The organism is Sporosarcina beigongshangi (genome assembly GCF_033485195.1).
Classification (GTDB): domain Bacteria; phylum Bacillota; class Bacilli; order Bacillales_A; family Planococcaceae; genus Sporosarcina; species Sporosarcina beigongshangi.
The window spans coordinates 211,086-232,482 of sequence record NZ_JAWLIR010000006.1 but is presented as its reverse complement, the minus strand read 5'-3'; the positions used below and the strand labels follow the sequence as shown (position 1 = coordinate 232,482).

The 21,397-nt window shown below is 43.3% G+C and carries 24 protein-coding genes; 8 read left to right on the top strand and 16 right to left on the bottom strand.

Annotated features, from left to right (window positions below; translation table 11 throughout):
• Positions 1–115: 115 nt before the first annotated feature.
• Positions 116–997 (bottom strand): LysR family transcriptional regulator, encoded by an 882-nt coding sequence (locus R2B77_RS05590; protein ID WP_203247535.1) that lies wholly within the window; start codon positions 995–997, stop codon positions 116–118.
• 121 nt (positions 998–1,118) lie between these two features.
• Here R2B77_RS05590 and hutG point away from each other — a divergent pair, with 121 nt between their 5' ends.
• Together hutG and gltS are read left to right on the top strand one after the other, a co-directional pair.
• Positions 1,119–2,102: a formimidoylglutamase gene (gene hutG / locus R2B77_RS05585; RefSeq protein ID WP_212391462.1), complete on the top strand. Its 984-nt coding sequence runs from the start codon at positions 1,119–1,121 to the stop codon at positions 2,100–2,102.
• Positions 2,086–3,276: a sodium/glutamate symporter gene (gene gltS, locus R2B77_RS05580; RefSeq protein ID WP_203247533.1), complete on the top strand. Its 1,191-nt coding sequence runs from the start codon at positions 2,086–2,088 to the stop codon at positions 3,274–3,276. The genes hutG and gltS overlap by 17 nt, the downstream gene beginning before the upstream one ends.
• A 252-nt stretch (positions 3,277–3,528) precedes the next feature.
• Here gltS and R2B77_RS05575 read toward each other — a convergent pair whose 3' ends face one another.
• Complete coding sequence (locus R2B77_RS05575) at positions 3,529–3,945, bottom strand: VOC family protein (protein WP_203247532.1); 417 nt, start codon at positions 3,943–3,945, stop codon at positions 3,529–3,531.
• Between the two features lie 21 nt (positions 3,946–3,966).
• Entirely contained in the window at positions 3,967–4,929 is a 963-nt protein-coding gene (locus tag R2B77_RS05570) for a 2-hydroxyacid dehydrogenase (protein WP_203247531.1), read from the bottom strand.
• A gap of 138 nt (positions 4,930–5,067) precedes the next feature.
• On the opposite strand from R2B77_RS05570, the gene R2B77_RS05565 reads away from it, so the two are divergent.
• From R2B77_RS05565 to R2B77_RS05545, 5 genes are all read left to right on the top strand, one after another.
• Positions 5,068–6,672: an ATP-binding protein gene (locus R2B77_RS05565; protein ID WP_203247530.1), complete on the top strand. Its 1,605-nt coding sequence runs from the start codon at positions 5,068–5,070 to the stop codon at positions 6,670–6,672.
• The gene (locus tag R2B77_RS05560) at positions 6,641–7,333 is read left to right on the top strand and encodes a response regulator (RefSeq protein WP_203247529.1); all 693 of its coding nucleotides are present in this window, start codon (positions 6,641–6,643) and stop codon (positions 7,331–7,333) included. The genes R2B77_RS05565 and R2B77_RS05560 overlap by 32 nt, the downstream gene beginning before the upstream one ends.
• A gap of 138 nt (positions 7,334–7,471) precedes the next feature.
• A complete protein-coding gene (locus R2B77_RS05555; protein WP_203247528.1) occupies positions 7,472–8,512 on the top strand; it encodes a Bug family tripartite tricarboxylate transporter substrate binding protein in 1,041 nt (346 codons plus the stop codon).
• 56 nt (positions 8,513–8,568) lie between these two features.
• Entirely contained in the window at positions 8,569–9,018 is a 450-nt protein-coding gene (locus R2B77_RS05550; RefSeq protein ID WP_203247527.1) for a tripartite tricarboxylate transporter TctB family protein, read from the top strand.
• 22 nt (positions 9,019–9,040) lie between these two features.
• Positions 9,041–10,567: a tripartite tricarboxylate transporter permease gene (locus R2B77_RS05545; protein ID WP_203247526.1), complete on the top strand. Its 1,527-nt coding sequence runs from the start codon at positions 9,041–9,043 to the stop codon at positions 10,565–10,567.
• Between the two features lie 77 nt (positions 10,568–10,644).
• On the opposite strand, the gene moaA is transcribed toward R2B77_RS05545, so the two are convergent.
• Genes moaA through R2B77_RS05515 form a run of 6 tightly spaced genes read right to left on the bottom strand, consistent with a single transcriptional unit; the run spans position 10,645 to position 14,654 of the window.
• A complete protein-coding gene (moaA, locus tag R2B77_RS05540) occupies positions 10,645–11,655 on the bottom strand; it encodes a GTP 3',8-cyclase MoaA (RefSeq protein WP_203247525.1) in 1,011 nt (336 codons plus the stop codon).
• Positions 11,656–11,659: 4 nt separating this feature from the next.
• Positions 11,660–12,229, bottom strand: a complete 570-nt coding sequence (gene mobA / locus R2B77_RS05535) for a molybdenum cofactor guanylyltransferase (RefSeq protein WP_203247524.1) — start codon at positions 12,227–12,229, stop codon at positions 11,660–11,662.
• Positions 12,229–12,462, bottom strand: coding sequence for a molybdopterin converting factor subunit 1 (moaD, locus tag R2B77_RS05530; protein ID WP_203247523.1), 234 nt, complete (start codon positions 12,460–12,462; stop codon positions 12,229–12,231). Before moaD ends, mobA begins: the two co-directional genes overlap by 1 nt.
• A complete protein-coding gene (locus tag R2B77_RS05525) occupies positions 12,459–12,905 on the bottom strand; it encodes a molybdenum cofactor biosynthesis protein MoaE (RefSeq protein WP_212391458.1) in 447 nt (148 codons plus the stop codon). Before R2B77_RS05525 ends, moaD begins: the two co-directional genes overlap by 4 nt.
• The gene (gene mobB / locus R2B77_RS05520; RefSeq protein WP_203247521.1) at positions 12,892–13,410 is read right to left on the bottom strand and encodes a molybdopterin-guanine dinucleotide biosynthesis protein B; all 519 of its coding nucleotides are present in this window, start codon (positions 13,408–13,410) and stop codon (positions 12,892–12,894) included. The genes R2B77_RS05525 and mobB overlap by 14 nt, the downstream gene beginning before the upstream one ends.
• Positions 13,398–14,654 (bottom strand): molybdopterin molybdotransferase MoeA, encoded by a 1,257-nt coding sequence (locus R2B77_RS05515; RefSeq protein WP_203247520.1) that lies wholly within the window; start codon positions 14,652–14,654, stop codon positions 13,398–13,400. Before R2B77_RS05515 ends, mobB begins: the two co-directional genes overlap by 13 nt.
• 60 nt (positions 14,655–14,714) lie before the next feature.
• Here R2B77_RS05515 and moaC point away from each other — a divergent pair, with 60 nt between their 5' ends.
• The gene (moaC, locus tag R2B77_RS05510; protein WP_203247519.1) at positions 14,715–15,206 is read left to right on the top strand and encodes a cyclic pyranopterin monophosphate synthase MoaC; all 492 of its coding nucleotides are present in this window, start codon (positions 14,715–14,717) and stop codon (positions 15,204–15,206) included.
• A gap of 76 nt (positions 15,207–15,282) precedes the next feature.
• Here moaC and R2B77_RS05505 read toward each other — a convergent pair whose 3' ends face one another.
• The 7 genes from R2B77_RS05505 to R2B77_RS05475 form a co-directional block, all read right to left on the bottom strand.
• The gene (locus R2B77_RS05505) at positions 15,283–15,792 is read right to left on the bottom strand and encodes a MogA/MoaB family molybdenum cofactor biosynthesis protein (RefSeq protein WP_203247518.1); all 510 of its coding nucleotides are present in this window, start codon (positions 15,790–15,792) and stop codon (positions 15,283–15,285) included.
• Between the two features lie 15 nt (positions 15,793–15,807).
• Entirely contained in the window at positions 15,808–16,827 is a 1,020-nt protein-coding gene (locus R2B77_RS05500; RefSeq protein WP_203247517.1) for a ThiF family adenylyltransferase, read from the bottom strand.
• A 171-nt stretch (positions 16,828–16,998) separates the two neighbouring features.
• Positions 16,999–18,513 (bottom strand): nitrate/nitrite transporter, encoded by a 1,515-nt coding sequence (locus R2B77_RS05495; RefSeq protein ID WP_203247516.1) that lies wholly within the window; start codon positions 18,511–18,513, stop codon positions 16,999–17,001.
• Between the two features lie 122 nt (positions 18,514–18,635).
• Complete coding sequence (locus tag R2B77_RS05490) at positions 18,636–19,163, bottom strand: hemerythrin domain-containing protein (RefSeq protein WP_203247515.1); 528 nt, start codon at positions 19,161–19,163, stop codon at positions 18,636–18,638.
• 18 nt (positions 19,164–19,181) lie between these two features.
• Positions 19,182–19,829, bottom strand: a complete 648-nt coding sequence (locus R2B77_RS05485; RefSeq protein WP_203247514.1) for a response regulator — start codon at positions 19,827–19,829, stop codon at positions 19,182–19,184.
• 7 nt (positions 19,830–19,836) lie between these two features.
• Complete coding sequence (locus tag R2B77_RS05480) at positions 19,837–20,892, bottom strand: sensor histidine kinase (RefSeq protein ID WP_203247513.1); 1,056 nt, start codon at positions 20,890–20,892, stop codon at positions 19,837–19,839.
• Positions 20,889–21,353, bottom strand: coding sequence for a GAF domain-containing protein (locus R2B77_RS05475; protein WP_203247512.1), 465 nt, complete (start codon positions 21,351–21,353; stop codon positions 20,889–20,891). The genes R2B77_RS05480 and R2B77_RS05475 overlap by 4 nt, the downstream gene beginning before the upstream one ends.
• Between the last annotated feature and the right edge of the window lie 44 nt (positions 21,354–21,397).

The window sequence follows — 21,397 nt, the reverse complement described above, 5'->3', positions numbered from 1 at the left end:
CACCATTCGCGATTATTATTGGCTTTGGGATGCATTGGGCGTTTAGAATTGATTTTCGAACAACTAGAGATTTAGTTTCCAAAAAGACAGTTTGCATGGCTGTCTTTTTTATTTTTCAACTGAAAAACCCCTTTGTCTCTGTTATAAAAGCTTGGATAGACGGTGATATATAACGATTTTTCATAAATGTTAAGTACACAGTCCTCTCTAGCGCGGATGAAGTGATTGTTCTACTCCTAATTGTATAATCACGAGGCCCTTGCAAGTAATTTTCTGGGATAATCGCTATTCCCAAGTTTTCACGCACGAGGCTTAAGACCGTTTCAAACCGTTCAATTTCATATTTAATGGTTGGTGTAGCTCCTTCTAAATCAAACGCCTGAAAAATATCTTCTCTAGTTTGAAACCCCTTCGTACTAATAATAAACGGCTCCTTCTCCAGCATGTTTAGGGATATGACTTCACTTTCTACTAACGGATGACTCTCGTGAAGTACCAAAACGAGCTTTTCATTATACAAAGGAATGGTTTCAATATCGCTTTCTTTAACAAGCTGATTCGTAATGATTGCATGTGTTTCATACCTTCTCAACGACGTTTTCACATCGTTGCCACTCAATATTTCTGTTAATGTAATATTGACTTCAGGAAATTTTTTATTGTACCGAGAAAGCACTTTTGGAATCCAATGCTTCACTGACTCGATCATCCCTAGTCGAATTTCCCCTTTACCAACAAGCTTCACTTCCTGCATTTCTTTGTTCACAATCTCCATTTCTAATAAAAGATGGAGCGCCCTGTTGTATAAAATTTCTCCCGCTTCAGTCAATTTAATATTCCTTGTATTCCGTTCAATCAGCTGAAATCCTAATTCACTCTCCATATTTTTCATCATCTTACTCAATGATGGTTGAGAAATATGAAGTTTCTCTGCTGCTTTTGAAAAACTCATTTGATCAACAATTGTAACGAAGTAATTCAGTTTTTTTAGTTCCAAAGTTATCCCTCCGCAACATTTATAACCACAGGCTATTCATTTATACTAATTATATATTAGAGTTTATAAATCAAGCCATATATAATTGACGAATATTACTTTTTCTGAAAGTTTGGAAAGGATGAGGAAATTGATAAAAAAAATTAATTCTGCCGTATGGGTTGGACGTACGGATCATCTTGAAAATAGAGCAAGTTTTCGTTATCACCAAGTTGTGAAATTAGCGGAGATACATGAAGCACCGATTTCCCCTAATACTTGTGCTATCGTCGGCTTTGAATGCGAAGAAGGCGTCCGTCGCAACAATGGACGACTTGGTGCAGCGCAGGCTCCTGACGCATTACGAAGCGAACTTGCGAAACTACCTTGGAAAATGACAGCGGGGCAAAAAATTATCGATATAGGCAATGTCGAATGCCAAAGCGATGAACTTGAAAATGCTCAACAGCAATTAGGTGATACTGTTGCTAACATCTTACACAATAAAATGACACCGATTATTCTTGGCGGCGGACATGAAACCGCTTTCGGACACTATCTTGGTGTCCGAAAACATATAGGCAAAGCGGCTTCTCTCGGAATCATCAACATTGATGCACATTTCGACCTGCGCCCTTACGACGAACAGCCTTCATCCGGTACAATGTTCAAGCAGATTCTTGAACAAGATACCAATTGCAGTTATTTCGTTGCAGGAATTCAGCGGTATGGCAATACACAAGAACTGTTTGATCGTGCCGATGTGCTCGGCGTTACCTATGAGTATGAAGAGAATATGTCTATCGGCAATATGGACAAACTGACGATAGCTCTTGAAAAGTTTATCGGCCAACACGATGTAATCTTTCTCACATTATGCACAGACGTTCTAAACGCTGCCTTCGCGCCAGGTGTTAGCGCCCCTTCGCCATTCGGCTTAGATCCTTCCGTCGTCCGTTCAATCATTCGAACCGTCACGTCACATGAAAAAACACTATCGTTTGATATATCCGAAGTAAATCCAGTTTTAGATGAAAACAACCGCACCGTCAAACTCGGCGCTTATTTGGTAAATGAAGCCATTACAACATTTTTAGGAGGGAACATTCATGACGCTCGAACTTAATCAAGTCACAACAATCTTTCTTTCCGTCGCGCTACTTGCTCTAGGAATGATCTTAGTTAAAAAGGTCGGGATTTTACAGAAATTTTGTATTCCTGCTCCTGTCGTCGGAGGTTTATTATTTGCATTATTCGCGACCCTTTTCAAGTCACTTGGATGGCTCGAAATTACACTTGATACATCACTACAAAGCTTATTTATGCTAACATTCTTTACAACAATCGGTTTAGGAGCAAGCTTTAAACTCATTAAACTGGGAGGCAAACTCCTTGTCATTTACTGGCTTGCCTGCGGATTCCTAGCACTTGCGCAAAACGCAATTGGTGTTTCCATGGCTTATTTATTCGATTTACATCCGCTAATCGGAATGATGGGAGGAGCTGTATCGATGGAAGGGGGTCACGGAGCTGCAACTGCCTTCGGACAGACGCTTGAAGACCTCGGCATCAATTCCGCACTTTCTATCGGAGTTGCAGCTGCCACGTTCGGTCTTGTAGCCGGCGGTCTTGTCGGAGGTCCTACTGTCAAATACCTTATTACGAAACACAATCTGAAGCCAACAGAAAAAGACGATGGGGTTGGAGGACATTTTGAGGAAAAGAAAAAAGCAATTCAAACCGATTCCTTCTTCATGCAAATCCTACTCATCACATTCTGTATGGCCGTCGGAACGTATTTAGGTGAACTCTTTTCAACTGCAACAGGATTCGTTCTTCCCGGTTACGTGGGCGCTATGTTCGTTGCTGTCCTCGTCAGAAATATTGTCGATCGGATGAATCCTAATCTTATCGACATGAAAGGCATTAGCCTAATCGGTGATGTGTCTTTAGGTATTTTCCTGTCAATGGCATTGATGAGTATTAAGCTTTGGGAAGTTGCTGGCTTAGCCCTTCCATTACTTGTTATTGTGTTCATCCAAGTTGTTTTCATTGTTCTATTCAGCATTTTTGTCCTGTTCCGTCTACTCGGGAAAGACTACGACGCAGCCATCATGGTTGCCGGTTTCACTGGACACGGTTTGGGTGCCACTCCAAATGCTATGGCCAATATGGCAGCTGTCACTGAACGATTTGGCCCTTCACGAAAAGCATTTCTTATCGTCCCAATCGTCGGCGCTTTCCTAATTGACGTCTTCGCAATGCCGATTATTATTACAACCATTAATATATTTAACTGATAAACAAAACAACTAGCTCCATCAAAGAAGGGGCTGTCCGAAAAGTCAAATTAACAAGCCGGCAGTCCCTTTTCAATTATAGAAATATTGATTTACGCTCCGGTGGCGGATGCGGGCTTGGCTTCAACCAATCGGACAGCAAAAGCATCTGCCTTATTGCTCACAACGCTTCCACTACAATCATAATTATCATAACCCCTGTAAAACGAGTTCCTTAATACTTATTAGACAGCCCTTTCTTACCTCAATGACTTACCTTTCCTTCTCATAATTCAAATCCCAAACAAAGCCAAACTTATCCCTCACTTTTCCGAACTTTGCTCCCCAAAACATATCTTGCAGTTCCATAAGCACTTCACCCTCTTCACGTAAACCATCGTATAAACGCTGTGCCTCTTCTTCTCCGTCACATTGAACGGTAAGTGACAGACCATGTCTGATGTTGTCTGGCTGTTTATCGACAGAATCTGCAAGCATGATTTGAAAATCGTCTTTTTGCAGGTGGCAATGTAGCAAATAATCCGCCGCTTCTGGTGGTGACGGGAAATCGGCATCGCCGTACTTTTGCATCCCAAGGTTCTCCAACCCAAATACCTTTGCATAGAAATCAGCTGCTTCTTTACCTTGTCCATAAAACGTTAAATACGGGATTGCCGAACCTTTCATCATTCACTCCTCCTAATTTTCACTTCACACTACCCGATTCGCAGGCTCTCTTCCTTCTAACACATCCATAATCGCTTGTGCATTCAAGTTCATCATTTCAATTCGCGTTTTAATGCTTGCACTTCCGATATGCGGCAATACCGTCACATTGGGTAGTGTCAGCAACGGATTATCTTGCGGCACCGGTTCCGTGGCAAATACATCGAGACCTGCCGCCCAAATGTCTCCGTTTTTCAATGCTTCATAGAGCGCCGTCTCATCGACAATTCCTCCACGCGCAACATTAATAACAACCGCAGTCTTTTTCATCATCCCAAGTTCCCTTGCACCAATCAATCCCGCCGTTTCCGGTGTATACGGCGCAAGAATCACGACGTAATCCACGGACTTCAGCAGTGTATCCAATTCGACATATTCAAAACCATGCTCGACTTCCGCATCCATTTTTCGACTGCGATTATGATACAAAACGCGCATATCAAATCCTTTTGCCCGACGTGCTACCGCCTCTCCAATCCGTCCCATACCAATAATACCAAGCGTCGCACCTCCGACATCCATGCCTGTGTAGCCCATTGGGGACCATGACGTCCAATTGCCCGTCCGAATATCATTTTCTGCCTCCATCAGACGACGCGCAGTCGCAAGGAGCAGTCCAAAAGTAAGATCCGCTGTCGTTTCCGTCAACACGCCTGGCGTATTAGTCACAATAACACCACGTTCCTTCGCTACCTCAAGATCAATATTGTTATAGCCAACCGCTAAATTAGACACAACTTTCAACTTCGGCGCTATTTCAAACAATTCGCGATCGACGCTATCTGCCAAAACCGTCCAAAGCGCATCCGCTTCTGCAGCTTCTTTCAATAAAATATCGCGCGGTACCGATTCACTTTCCGACTCCCACATCCGCACATCGAACTTCTCTCGAAGTGGTGCTATCACGCTATCATCTAGCTTTCTTGTCACAAAGATTCTTAGTTTCATGAATATCCCCCTATTTTAACTATTTATAATAGTGTAACATATAAAGAGATTTATCTTCATGGCGCATCCATTGGCACTGTACATCATATCTATGCAGATAGTGAGGCGATTCTCGTCATTAAATCTATTTCATTACAAATGCGCATCTTTTTATATGGCGCTATTTTCGTTTCTTTACTAGCCATTGTCATCGGGATTTCATTCTACTTCACGATGTCACAGGGCATTGAACAACAAATTGGACAACGAGCGCTAAGCATTGCGAAAACAACTGCAGATCGTCCAGATATCCGTGCGGGGTTTGGACAAGAAAACCCATCGGATGCATTGCAGCCTATCGCTGAGGCAATCCGTCTAAAAACAGGGGCCGAATATATTGTCATAGGTAATACTGAAGGCATCCGTTATGCGCATCCCGTTGTTGAACGGATTGGAAAAAAGATGGTTGGCGATGACAATGAACGAGCCCTTGTTCTCGGCGAATCCTATATTTCAGAAGCGACAGGAACACTTGGAGCTGCCTTGCGCGGTAAAGCACCCGTCTTCGATAACAATGGTGATATTATCGGCATCATTTCAGTTGGATTTTTGAAAGAAAATAATTCTACAATTTTCTTTCAGTATGTTGATAACATTTCCTATATTGTTCTTATTGCTATTTTTATCGGCGTTATTTGTTCAAGCATCCTGGCTCGTAATATAAAAAAAGAATTATTCAATCTTGAGCCTGCAGAAATTGCTAATTTATTCACCGAACGCAACGCACTCATTGAATCGGTTCGTGAAGGAATTATCATGGTAGATGCAAAGGGAATCATTACGACTGTGAATGTTGCGGCATATGATACGTTATCTTTACCTGATCAGGTTGACCTGATTGGTGTAACCATTCAGGAAGTACTGCCGAATTCTCTTTTGCCAATTGTACTTGAAACCGGGGAGCAGCATCTTGATCGACCGATGGAAATTCGCGGTAAGAAGGTCATTGTCAACCGAATCCCTATTCGGGTTGGCAAACAAATCGTTGGAGCGGTTTCTACTTTCCGACTGCAATCAGATATTGATCGCCTTGCGATGGAGTTATCACAAGTAAAACGCTATTCGGAAGCATTACGGGCACAGACACATGAATACAATAACTTTTTATATACCATTTCCGGCCTTATTCAACTGAACTCCTATGACGAGGCTTTGAGTCTTATCCATCATGAAACTGCCGAGCATCAATCCCTCATTCAGTTCGTGACCAATCGCTTGCAGGATCCGTTTCTCGGTGGGATTGTCATCGGTTTTTTCAATCGAGCAAAAGAGTTAAAAGTTCGATTTATTCTGGATGAAGACAGCTTTCTTGCTAAATTACCATCACATTTAGAAAAAAATCATTTCGTTTCCATCATTGGTAATTTAGTCACTAACGCTTTTGAAGCAGTCGATTCCTATCCTAAGGACAAAAGAACAGTCCGTATTCTGATTATCGATAATGGAGAAGAGATATTGATGGAAATAGAGGATTCTGGACAAGGTATCGCCTCACATATGCTTGAGGCATTCTTCAAAGAAAGAGTTTCTACAAAAAAAGAGGCAGATCGTGGATATGGATTGATAAAAGTTGCTGATAACGTGAAAGATCTCGGGGGCTCCATCACGCTAGAAAAAGGCGACTTAGGCGGCGCGCTATTTATCATTTCTATTCCAAAAGGGGGAGTTTTGCATGACCGTTCCGATAGAGATTTTAATTATTGAAGATGACAAACGTGTCGCGGACATTCATCGACGATTCATCGAAAAAATTGAAGGCTTCACAGTTATTGGTTCAGCATACACCGGGGAAGAGGCAAAGGATTGGGTTTCAGCCTTACAGCCAGACCTTGTGTTATTAGATGTTTATTTACCTGACACGCTTGGCATCGAACTGATGACGTTCATTCATGAAAATAGTCCAGAAACCGATATTATTTTCATAACAGCAGCGGCAGAAATTGAAATTGTCAAAAGAGCCTACCGCCGAGGTGTTATCGATTATATTTTGAAGCCATTAACATTTGACCGTTTCCAAGAAAGTCTGCTTTCTTATAAAAACAAAAGGGAGACACTTGCTGGCGAAGGCACCATGCAGGAGGACTCTATCAAGCTTCTTTGGAATCAAACAAACACAACCGAACAAGACATAGATCCCGTTCCACCAAAAGGCATCGATCCGATAACAAAAGAAAAAGTGGTTCAACATATCGAAAAAATCGAAGGCGGAATTACTGCTGAAGCACTTGGAGTGGAAATCGGTGTGAGTCGCTCAACGGCAAGACGTTACCTCGAATACCTCGTCTCCGAGAAACGGGCATTTACGGAACTGTTATATGGATCAGTTGGACGTCCTGAAAGAAGGTACTTTATAAAAAAACGGTAAACAGTATGAACAAAATGACGTTTACTCCCATTATCAAACTTATTACCATAAACATTGAATTCAACCAATCTTCTGATAAATTGATGACAGGCGCTTGAAAGCGCTGTCATCAATTTTTATTTTAAGGGGGAGTAGAAAATGAAATGGAAAAAGTTTACGACAGTTGCACTAACAAGTTTATTGGCATTAAGTCTTGCAGCATGTACTTCAAGCGGCGGTAGTAGTAGTGAAAATGAGGGTACCGCTACTGCTGCCAAGGCTCCTGATTACCCAAAGAATAACATCACAATTGTTGCACCTTCAGGGGCTGGCGGTGGATGGGACTTAACTGCTCGAGCAATTGCGAAAACAATGGGCGAAACAAAGCTAGTCGAAAAGTCTATTACCGTTGAAAACAAACCTGGCGGTGGTGGCGCTGTCTACATGGCGGAATACGCTACGAAGGAAGCAAAAAATGATCATGTCCTACTTGTTAAATCTCCACCTATCCTAATCAATCATAATAAGGCGGAAGGAAACAGCCCTTATGGCTATAAAGATACAACACCTTTGGCACAGTTAACACGTGATTATGGAGCGATTGTTGTCAAAGCCGATTCGGAATTCAATACATTAAAGGATGTGTTGGAAGCGATTAAGGCTGACGCAACAGCTGTCACATTGGCTGGTGGATCCGCTCCAGGTTCTATGGACCATCTTGTCGGCGTACTTCCTGCATTCAAATATGGCATTGATCCAAAGACTGTCAAGTATGTCTCTTATGATGGTGGTGGTGAAGCCATTGCAGCGTTACTCGGTGGTAATGCGGATGTTATCGCAACCGATGCTTCTGCAATTGGATCCTATGTAAAATCTGGCGATGTCCGAGTTTTGGCTGTTAGTTCACTTGAAAGGCTAGAAGGCGAATTAGCAGATGTCCCTACCTTCCAAGAAGAAGGGATTGACGCAGAGTTCACAATTTGGCGTGGCTTATTCGGCCCGAAAGACATGTCCGAAGCTGCATTTAATTACTGGAACGACAATCTTAAAAAGATGGTCATGACAGATGAGTGGGCTGCCGAATTAGAGAAAAATGGTTGGGAGTATGAATATCGTGATTCTGCCGATTTCACTTCTTACTTAGAAGACCAAGATAAAGTCATCGTGGAATTGTTAACAGCGCTTGGCATGCAAAAATAACTGCTAGTATAGGCGGCTATAACGGCCGCCTTTTCTTTTAGGAGGTGGAAAAGACTATGAGTAAAACATTCGATCGATATGCCAGCATTGCCTTTTTATTAGTTGGTCTTGTCGTTGTCTTGGAAAGTCAAAAAATCCCTGATAGCGCATACGGATCAGCCGTAGGGCCAAAAATATTTCCAATGTGGCTTGGTGCCATTCTACTCATTTTGAGCTTACGTTTACTGTACGAAACGTTCAAGTACAAATCTGCATCGGCAACGAAAGAGAAATTTCAATATAAAAAATTTGCCATTATTCTTATTGGTGCTATTTTGTACGCATTTACACTTGAAAAGCTTGGCTATGTCATTTCAACATTCGGCTTCTTACTCATCGCCTTTCAAACGATGGAACGTGGTCGAATACTGCGGTCCATCCTGATTGCATTCGCATTTTCAGTTGGTATCTATTATTTATTTTCGGAACTTCTCGGCGGATCACTGCCCGGATTCCCTTCATTTTAAGGAGAAAGGAGGAACTTAAGCTATGAGTACATTACAATTTTTAGCGGATGGATTTGCAATTGCTTTTCAATGGCAAAATCTATTATTTGCCTTAGTCGGCGTCATCATCGGAACAGCTGTCGGTGTCCTGCCTGGCATTGGACCAATGAGCGGGGTTGCCCTTCTCATCCCAGTTACCGCAACAATCACTTCTGGTATGCCGACAAGCGCAGCAGCAGCTAGCTCTATTATTTTACTAGCCGGCGTCTATTACGGCGCCATGTATGGAGGCTCCACCACGTCTATATTGTTAAACACACCCGGTGAGTCATCATCCGTCGTCACAACACTTGACGGCTATCAGATGGCGAGACAAGGACGTGCCGGTGCGGCGTTAGCCATCTCGGCAATCGGCTCATTTTGCGCCGGAATCATTGCACTCATCGGCCTCGTCCTGCTAGCACAGCCGCTGTCCAAAGTTGCCGTAAATTTCGGTCCTGCTCAATACTTCTCTCTAATGCTATTAGGTTTAGCCGCAGTTAGTGGACTTGCTGGTAAGTCTATGACGAAGGCTTTAATCATGACTGTTTTCGGACTTATCCTTGGCACAATCGGCATTGATGCCGTTTCAGGAATTGCCCGCTTTACATACAATCAACCGATTCTTTTCTCTGGACTAGAATTTTTAACGATTGCTGTTGGTTTGTTTGCACTTGGTGAAGTGTTCAAAACTGTTTTAGAACGGGATAGCGAGGACGGTGCCATCGCAAAAATCAATCGAATTATGCCCACAAAACAAGATATGAAGGACAGCGCTGTCCCAATCGTGCGGGGCTCCCTACTCGGATTTTTCATCGGAGTTCTTCCAGGTGCAGGCGCAACACTTGCTTCTTTCTTCTCTTACATGACAGAAAAAAAATTCAGTAAAAACCCCGAAAGCTTCGGGAAAGGTAACATCGCAGGTGTAGCTGGCCCCGAATCAGCCAATAACGCAGCTTCTGGTGGCGCTATGATTCCTTTGCTCACATTAGGGATTCCGGGTTCCGGTACAACGGCAATCCTGATGGGCGCACTGATTATGTACAACATCCAGCCAGGTCCCCTTCTCTTTGACGAGCACCCTGAGGTCGCATGGGGACTGATTGCCAGTATGTTTATCGGTAACTTGATGCTGTTAGTACTCAATATGCCACTCGTCCGTGTGTTTGCGAAAGTCATTCAAACACCAAAGAAATACCTATTACCGATCATTGTTGCTATTTCATTTTTTGGCGTATACGCCGTGCAATACACCATTTTCGATTTGTATTTACTACTCGGATGTGGTGTAGCCGGTTATTTATTATCCAAAAATGATTATCCTGTCGCTCCACTCGTTTTAGCGCTCGTGTTAGGCCCGATGATTGAAAACAACATGCGCCGCGCCCTTACGATCTCAAACGGTGAATTCAGTATCTTCTTCACGCAGCCGCTATCACTAGTGTTTCTTATCGCTGCAGCAGCATGGTTACTTATTCCGTTGTTGCTAAAACTAAGAGGTCGTGCGGTTATTGTGGAAGAGGAAGGTTAATAGTTAAATATAAAAAAGGCATTACCCACTCTATAACCCGAGTGAATAATGCCTTTTTATTTTACTCCGGTAGCGCCTCACCCACCAATATAACTCATACCAATCTTCTTACGATTTTTCGCCGTCTGCTCCGTCCGTTCATCCGAATAGCGATCCGCGCGGCGTTGCCAAACACCCGAAATCGAGTCAAGCAACTCCGCATCCGACAATCCGCTGCGAATCAATTCCCGCAGATCGAATCCATCTGAAGCAAACAAACACGTATACAATTTACCATCCGATGACAACCTCGCCCGTGTGCAAGTCGAACAGAATGATTCCGAAACAGATGTGATGAAGCCAACCTGTGCACCGTTTTCCGTATACCGATAGCGTTTCGCAACTTCCCCGTAATAATCCTGATCAGCAGATTCCATTTCATATTCAGCTTTCAGCATCTCGTAAATCTCTTTTTTCGTAACCACCTTTTCAAAGCTCCAGCCATTGTCATTGCCAACATCCATAAACTCGATGAAGCGCAGCGTAATGGCTCGCTCTTTAAAGTAGGCCGCCATCGGTAGAATTTCACCCTCATTGACGCCTTTTTGAACGACCATATTGACTTTAATTTCAAAGCCAATTTTTTGTGCATAATCGATATTGGAAAGAATGAGCTCCGGTTTAATGCCCCGCCCGTTTAATTTGCCGAAAATCTCTGGGTCTAATGCGTCAAGGCTCATATTTAAACGACGAAGGCCTGCGTCATAAAGCCGCTGTGCGTATTGCTTGAGTAGGACGCCATTCGTCGTCAAACCGATATCTTCAATGCCTTCAATCCCCATCAGCTTCGCAATCAATTCAGGAAGATCACGGCGCATTAACGGTTCGCCTCCTGTTAAACGAAGCTTTTTGACGCCCAATGAGGCAAACAAACGTGAAAATCGTTCAATTTCTTCAAACGACAGCAATTCTTTTTTCGGTAAAAATACATAATCATCACCGAATATTTCCTTCGGCATGCAATAGGAACATCTGAAGTTACAGCGGTCTGTTACCGATATCCGTAGATCTCGAATCGGTCGTCCCAGCTTATCTACGATTGCTTCCATCTACTCAGCCCCTTTCCAATACCTCAGGTGTATTCATATTTGTAAACACCCGCTTTTCATCGTCCGTCAACAAACTGCCATCTATCCACCTAACTCCGCTGCTTTTAAGAACAGGCATGACACGTAATTGTCCATTATCCAATGCTTCTCGGAGATTGCCTTTCACACTACGATCCCAAATAGACACTAGCGGATGTTGCCGCCCATCTACGACAACCGCCGTTACAGCTTGTTCGTGTTGCACCAATAACTTCCCGATTACCGCTTCATCGACATATGGCATATCGCAAGGCAACACGATATAGCGGTCCGCTTCCACAGATTCCATCGCAGACAGGATCCCTGCAAGCGGACCGAGTCCTGCAAATTCAGCTACATCAGTAATGACCCCTACCTCGACAGGATAGTTGTCGACAAGCTCTGGGCGAGTCACGATTATCACTTCATCACAGCACACTTTCAAAGCATCTATCGCAATCTCGTAAAAATATCGCTGACCTAGCTTCGCAAATGCTTTTGGAGAACCGAATCGTCTTGACTCCCCACCTGCAAGTACGATGCCGACTGTCCTCATCATCCTCCACTTACCGGGGGAATAAAGGCGCAAATATCACCCGATCGGATTACATCTTCCTTCAAAGCATACTCTTCATTGACCGCAACATGCATCGTATCTTTGCCAAAACCCGGATAAGTAGCTTCTGCCCAATCCAACAATTCTGTCACTGTCATGGATTGTTGTTCAATTGTTTCTTCTGCCTTGCCCGTTAATTCGCGTAGTCTGGCAAAATAATTTACTTTGATCACTGTTCTACACTCCCCTTTTCAGGATACTTTTTCTGTCCACCAATCCACTCTTCGCCGTCTTCCCAAATCTCTTTCTTCCAAATGGGCACGACTTCCTTAATGCGTTCGATGGCATATTCATTCGCCTCATAGGCTGCTTTTCGATGTGGTGACGATACGGCGATGAGTACAGCGATATCAGAAATATGCATCTCACCAATTCGGTGCGCTATCGCTACTTTCACCCCTGGCCATTTAGCCTCCATTTCAGCACCAATTTGCGCTAATTTCTTTTCCGCCATCGGAACGTACGCCTCATATGCCAAATATAATGTACGAACTCCGTGTGTCCATTCCCGCACATGCCCCGTAAAAACTGTTACAGCGCCTGCACCCGCATGGAGAACATAATCCGAATATTTCTGTGTATCAATCGGTGTTTCCACAATTTCAAACGGTTTCATTGTCAACCTCCTCCATCCACTCAAGGAACCAGTGATCCAGTTGCTCGACATCCGTCCTTGATGCGATACGTCTACTGCTCGCCACAATTTCTGGACAACCGATAACCAGCTGAATGCCCGACAAGTTCTGCAAGGACTCCCAATCTTCCGCATTCCTTAACAAAACCACTTTATCCCCTTGTTGTTCCTTATACCCTTCTACAAGTAAAATAGTCGGCCGCCTCATTGCCACCGTCTCTTTCAGCTCCGCGAACTCCGGCTCTTCATTGACCAGCAATTGAACCGCACCGCCGCCTGCAACGACCGCAATATCTGCTCCACTGTCGAAAAATTGCATCGTATCCGTCGAAGCATCCGGCATGGCAGGTTGTCCGCCATGACCATGATGCTTCAATACCGCAACTGATAGTCCCTTTTCTTTCAATAAACGAACCCATCTCGCAACGAGTGTCGTCTTGCCACTGTTTTTAAAGCCCACAATATGAAGCGTCTTCATAACGTCCATTCACCAACGCCTTGTTCGGCTCCAAGTAACAAAACATCAACCTGCATACCTGCTGTAAAACCGCGCGTCCCACCAGGTAAGACAATTAGACAATTCCCTCGTGCGATAGAAGACACCGCATTTGATTTATTAAAACCGGCAGGCACTGCAACAATTCCTTCGGGCGTCATATCCCAAATTGCACGAACAAAGCGCGTGAACGGATTTGGTTTTAAGTAATCCTCACCAAGCTTCGCTGTCATGCGCGGCATATACGGCGCCGTTCCGCCCATCATCCCTATAATTGCCGGTCGAGCGAACAATTCAAACCCCGTAAAACAAGCTGAGGGATTGCCCGACAAACCAAACAATAGCCGATTCCCAAGCACAGCGACCGTCGTCACACTACCTGGCCGCATCGCCACCTTGTTGAATAAAACCTTAGCACCTAAACGCTCATAAATCGCAGGTAAATAATCATAATCACCGACCGAAACACCACCCGTTGTAATGAGGATATCCGTTTCAGTGAGCGCTTGTTCAACAATTGCCGTGCATGCATCCAAATCATCCACCTGCATTCCATAGGACTGATAGCGAATGCCCATGCGATCCAGCTGTGCCGCGATCATTGGACCGTTTGAGTTACGTATTTTTCCTGGCACCAGCTGCTCATCTACTCCTAACAGCTCTGTCCCTGTCGATAAAATCCCAACAGTAGGGCGCTTAGCCACTTCCACATGTGCATAACCGAACGTCGCGAGAAGTGCAATTGTCCCCGGATGAATGACCGTTCCCGCCTCTATTAACGGCTCGCCTTCTTTTGCATCTTCGCCTTTAAAGGAAATATTTTCACCAGAAGTGAATGCCTTTCGTAATGTAAAGCCGTCTGCTTGCTCAACAGTTTGCTCTAACATTACTACCGCATCCGCATTGTCGGGAATCGGTGCGCCCGTCATAATTCGGTAGGCTTCCCTTTCGCCGATTGCTCGCTCTGCCACATAGCCAGCTCCGATTTCACCAATGACATCGAATGCAACCCGATTATCACCCGATGCGCCAGCTGTATCTTGTGCACGAACTGCAAAGCCATCATACGGCGATCGATTAAAAGACGGGACATCATGCCGCGCGATAATTGGTTGGGCAAGAATTCTACCATATGTATGTTCAAGCGGAACCATTTCCGTTCCAAGTATATGTATATGCTCCATCACAAGCCGAACTGCCTCTGCTACCGGAATTGGTTTTCTCATTTCTACCATGCTAATCCCTCACATTCTTCTGGTATACTAACAGTATATTGTTCGAAAGGAATGAATCCATTGTCTGAACTCACACATTTTAACGAACAAGGACGCGCAAAGATGGTTGACGTTTCCGATAAAACCGAAACGATTAGAACAGCTATTGCAGCTTCCTCGATTATCGTCAATAAAACCATCCATTCTCAAATTACGGAAGGGACAAATAAGAAAGGTGATGTCTTTGCAGTTGCCCAAGTAGCCGCAATCATGGCGGCAAAAAACACATCTGCGATTATTCCGATGTGCCATCCGATTCCCTTAACAGGCGTCGACATTCGATTTGAATGGAACATCGATGAGATAATCGCACATTATGAAGTCCACATCCAAGCTGAAGCCAAAACAAAGGGTATAACAGGTGTAGAGATGGAGGCACTTACTGCTGCTTCTGCCGCTGCACTCACCATTTACGACATGTGTAAAGCTGCCGGTAAAGAGATGATCATCGGCCCGACCATGTTAGTTCAAAAAACAGGCGGCAAAAATGGCGATTATCATCGACAGTTATGAGGATGCGTAAAGCATCCTTTTTTTAGTCGTCTAGACTCCAGCGCTTGTCAGGGCTGAACAGGCGCTTGCGCTTTTGTTAGTCGTCTAGATGCTTCGTCAGCTCGTGAATAATATGAGGTAGCTCAAGCACAACCAGCTTATCCATCGCTAAATTCACTGCCTTTTCTGAACCCGGAAGTGCAAATACCACTTTTTCTTTCACAGTCCCAGCAATTGCCCTACTTAGCAGTGCTTTCGATCCAACATCCTCTGTATAGCTCAAATAACGGAACAATTCACCAAAACCATCGAGTGTTTTTGTAAAATAAGGTGTGAGCGTTTCAACCGTAACATCACGGAAACCAATGCCCGTTCCGCCTGTTGTAATAATGGCATTCACATTGGGATTTCTCAGCCATTCCTCTACTATCGACTCAATTTCCATTTTATCATCCTGGCATATCCATGTTTCAAAAATTTTATGACCAGCTATTTCAAGCTTAGTCCGGATTGTCCAACCACTTCGGTCATTCGCAATATTCCGTGTGTCACTAATCGTCAACACACAGCAAACCAACTGCTTTTCTTCATTATGTACAGTCGACAAAAGACTTCCCCCACTTCATCCAAAAAATTGGTGGTACAGTTTGCGTCCAACCTTCATATCCTTTAATCCGTGAATTAATAACCTTCCATTGCCAAATAAAATACAGCGATAACCACTCGCATGAAATTCTATAAAAAAAGGGGTTACTTTATAAGGTGTACCTAAACGCTTGGCGACATTTTCTCCATCTGTTATCGTCAAAGGACGTGCACTATCCGGGATAATCTGCACAGTATCCCTACCACATAAAACTGCATATCCAGTTCCGTCTGCGCGATGTAGCGTTGGGTATGTTGGCGTCTTGCCACATGTTTCACATACTTCGCTACGCATACGGGAAATCCCTGCTTCGACATGCGTATTGTTCCAAACATCAAAATGATAGACTTTCGTTCGCATTGCCTCTTCATTCCCCGTCAGCCATTTTAACGCTTCTGCACTTTGATGTGCGGCAGCAATTTGCACTGCTGGTGCGATAATCCCTGCCGTATCACATGTTTCATTGACAGACGGTAATACCGGAAGTAGGCAGCGGAAGCAAGCAGTCTTCCCTGGAATGAAGGGAAAAACCGTACCTGAACTACCTACACATGCCCCGTACACCCAGGGAATACCTATTTTCCATGCGATATCATTCATCAGAAGACGCGTTTCAAAATTATCCGTCGCATCCATAATCAAATCAGCATCTTTTGTGATGTCTTCTATAAGTGGTCCGTCAATGTGGTCGAGCACTGTTACGATGTCAACGTCTTGCCGAATGTCTTTCAACCGTCTTTCAGCTGCCACCACTTTCGGTACACCCTTACGTGCATCTTGTTCGACAAATAGTTGTTGCCTTTGTAAATTTGTTGCTTCGACATAATCTCGATCTGCAATCGTCAATTTACCAACACCCGCTCGCACAAGTGTCTCTGAAATAGCCGACCCTAATGCGCCACAGCCAATGATGACAACATGGGATGCACTTAACTTATCCTGTCCAAGCTGTCCTACTGGTTTAAACAGTACTTGTCTTGAATAACGGTTTTCCAAATAGATCACCCTCTACTCATTATCAATTACGCCTTGGCGTGATTGCGTCCAGATTTTGAATTGCGCTTGCGCTATTAACTCCCTTCAAAATCTGTGGCATCCGCCGGAGGCTTTATCTTCAATCGGTGGGCGACCCACCGATTGAAGATAAAATGAAGCGAGGGCTTCCGGTCAATTTGACCGGCTGCCCTCTTCGCCTGGAGGCGTTATATCGCTGAACGTCCCAACGTATCGGATTGGTTCTCCAGAGTCATCTGTCACCGCATTGATGGACAGAAACTCTAAATATTCTTCTCCATTTTTCTTCTTATTCCAAACCTTTCCTTGCCAAGAGCCCTCTTGCCCAATCTGACTCCACATCGTCGTGTAGAACTCTGAGGATTGTCTGCCAGAGCTAAGTATATTCGGGTTTCTTCCAACTACTTCTTCTGGAGTATAGCCTGTGAGCTTTGTAAAAGCCGGATTCACTAACTCAATGGTACCCGCAGGATTCGTTACGAGAATTCCTTGTCCAGTCGAATTAAACACTTCCGTAGCACTCGAGACGCGGTCCATATAATAGAGCCAAACGACAAGCACTAAACTTGCAAGCGCCACTTGAGAAAATGCCATGAAACCAATCGAATAGGATCCTGTCAATGTAAAGATGGCAGATAATAATAATGGCGGGAAAAATCCACCTAAACCACCCATCATAGATACAATTCCGTTGACAATACCTGCCTGCTTGTTGAAATAGAAAGGCACAAGTTTAAAAATAACCCCGTTCCCAATTCCAGCTGAAGTCGCAATCAACATACTTGCAATTGTATACAACAGAATCGACGGTGAAAATGCAAGTAAAAATGATGCAAATGTTAAAACGGAAAAAACACCCATTAACAGAAACAATGGTTGGAATTTATCTGCAAGCCATCCGCCAACCGGGCGAAGGAATGTCGCCACCACAATAAATCCAGCTGTCCGCATCCCTGCATCCACTTTATCTAACTCGAAAAAAGTGACCAAAAAGTTTGGCAAGAATATCGTAAAGGCAACGAATGAACCAAACGTGATGAAATAGAATAACGAGAAGAACCACAGCTTCTCATTTTTATAGACACCTTTAATTTGCTCTACAATAGGTGTTTTCACTTTCACTTCTTTACGATCACCAAATATGAAGTTTAATGCCGCAAAAACCAATAGTATAATCAGATAAAATTTAACAGTCATCGACCAACCGACTTGTGTGGCAATGACAGGTGCTGCGAATGTGGATACCGCTGTCCCCACATTCCCCATTCCATAAATTCCGTTGACGAGACCATGCTTCTCTTTCGGGTAATACTTCGGTAATGATGTAACCCCTACGGAAAACACAGCTCCACCAATTCCCAGTAATGTTCCACCAATAATTAAATCTGTAAACGTTGACGCTTCACTTATATAGAACACTGGAAATAGCAATAATATGAAACTTACTAAAAAGATTACTCTGGCACCAAATACATTCGCATAGTAGCCTAACGGAATTCTAAGAATAGACCCTAACACGACTGGCACAGCCGTTACAATAGCAAGTTTTTCCGCTGGAATTGCAATATCTTCTGTAATGAATGGCAGCAGTGAAGATATGAGTACCCATACCATGAAACCGACTACTAAGTTCGCCGTCTGCAACGGCAACTGTGCTTTTCTAATCATCCCAATCAGTCCAATCCTAATTAATTGCTAATGCTATAACTCGATTGTAACGACTGCAATTCTTAAAAACTATCGGGTTCTCCCTCTAAAGCGCTAGGGAAATCCCTAACCACTAACCTTTGTCACAGAATAGACGTATAAAGCTGCTCGTAAAGCTTATCCTGCTCTTCAATTCGTAAAATATTGTTAACCATTGGGAACAGAATCGACTCTTCCTTCACGAAATGGACTGTAATCACCTCGAACGCTTCCCCCGCATCCCGAACGACATCCTTCATATTTTGCATCGTCAGGCTAGTTAAATCTCCCCGAGTATGATGCAGGAAATGACCAATATACGCATCGATTTCTTCATGTTCTTCTTCAGTTGCATTAACAGGTCCTTGTTCAGTACCTACGTACTTAGCTAGTAAGGGAAAAAGGAATTCCTCCTCTTTCTCCGTATGATTTTTCAATGGGTCAATAAACTCGATTATTAGCTTTCGAAGAGTCTGTAATGCCTCATGCCCTTCTTCAAGCGTGTACATATCGCGTTCAAAAGCAAGGACGATTAAATGCCATCCTTCCATTACATGCAACAAATAATTATGCTCATTTTCTAGTACACGCAATGCAGGTAAATCAAACTTGAACTTCTTCTCTTTCGCCACCGATTCCGCACCTCACCTTTAAAAGTTTAGAAACTTTTTCTTCAATGCATATTCAACGAGTTCAGGACGACTTTTCAGCTGAAGCTTTTCCATAATTTTAGATTTATGTGCTTCCACTGTTTTAACCGATATATATAGTTTTTCTGCAATTTCTTTATTGCCATACCCTTTTGCTACAAGTGGTAAAACTTCGATTTCACGCTTAGACAGAATTTTGTATGGGTCTGTTTCTATGCCATCTCCATCTTTTTTGACGAACTCTCGGACGAGTGACGTCGCCATTGTTGGGTGGATGTACGTCCCCCCTTCATGGACAATACGAATTGCATCGAATAATTCTTCGTCTGGAGAGTTTTTCAAGACATAACCTGATGCCCCATTTTTCAAGACGTGAAATAAATATTCCTCATCGTCATACATCGTTAAAATAAGAATTTTAGTTTCCGGAAAATCCTCTTTAATTTTCCCCGTTGCAATGAGACCGCTTTCCCCGGGAGGCATACTTAAATCCATCAGTAGCAGATCAGGACGATGCTTGGCGACTAAATTATATGCCTCCAAGCCATCTGCGGCAGTTGCCACGACTTCCATATCGTTTTGAAAGTTTAAAATGTGCATAAACCCACTACGAACGACTGCGTGATCATCTGCAATTATGATTTTCAATCGTCGATCACTCCTTTGTTAATGGTATTTCTAGTCGAACAATAGTGCCTTTCCCTAATTCAGAAAGGATGATAATATCCCCTCCAACTAGCGCAGCTCTTTCCCGCATGCCATACAAACCTAGTCCAGTACCCCTCGGATCATTGGCATTCAAATCAAAACCTTGCCCTTCATCAACAACATGCAATTTCAAGTAGCCACCCTTCTCAAATAGACGAACGGTAATTTCATCTGTATTTGCGTATTTCAACGCGTTAAACACAGCCTCTTGGCAAATTCGATACACAACCGTTTCAATTTCCCCGCCATATCTTTTTGACTGAAGCTCAGAAGTAAAGTGGACAACTAACCCATAATTTTTTTCAATCCATTTAAAATGTGTTCTAAACGCTGCCTCAAGCCCCAAATCATCTAAGGTCGCAGGGCGTAATTCAACGGAAAGGTGACGAATATCATCTAATAGTCTCATCAGTGAGCCTTCTGTCTGTTGAACTTTCTTCATTACCTCTGTATCGATATTCATATATTTCAACACACGTAATTCAACCAACGAGCTCAGCATTTCCTGTGCCACACTATCATGAAGCTCCCGAGAAATCCTTTTCCGTTCATCTTCCTGTGCTTTTATAATATTTTTCATCATCATTTTTTGGTTTAGTGATTCCTGCGTTTTATATTGCTTGGTCAAATCGCGAAGCATGAAAACACGGATACCATTTTCTTCATCAATGGTCTGGTAGCTACCCGTATACGGAGTAACTCCTTTGCCTTTCGTATCCAAGTATACCTGGAAAGAGCTTAAATCCTGTTGCGGGTTTTTGATATAACACGCCAAGCATGTTTGCAGCTCCTGCTCACTTGTATACCCTTTACAAGACAAACAAATGGCCTCATTATCCCCCACCGCTATACGGTCAAGTACTTCAGGATCTAGAATAAGCTCGGCAGCGCTATTCATCGAAATCACCTTTCGATAACGATCAAAAAAGAAGATAGGTTCAGCTGAATTGTTATACATCTTCAGTAACAAATCAGATAACTGAAAATCTGCTAGGCGTATCAATCCTTCACCTTCTCCCTGTTGTAAAACGGACCAAAATTCGAACCGATTACTTCTTTAAAATTCTCAAATTCTTGTGATGATAATTTCTTCCCGTCACGATATCCGACGAGTAATACACCTTTAACCCAATTATATTTATATAAAGGAATTGCACCGAAACTCTTTAATCCTTCCGAAACGACAATTGGATAATTGTACAAGTTTCTCTCCTCGAGCGTTTCTTCCACATCCTCCACCAGAAACGGCTTACCCGTCTTGAAAACATGTCCGGCAACACCTTTTCCGGTTTGCAAAACTATCCTTCGATAACGCTCACTTTGATTGCCCGTTACAAACTTCCATTTTAGTTCAAAATGGCGTTCAGCTGATTGTACAAGCGCCACTCCAACAAAATCGAAACCAAATTGGGCTCTTAAACATTCGATTTCTTCTTGGTATTTAAAACCATTTAATTCGTCCATAATCTATACTCCCTACATAGAAAAAAAAGGCTGTTGCGGCCTTT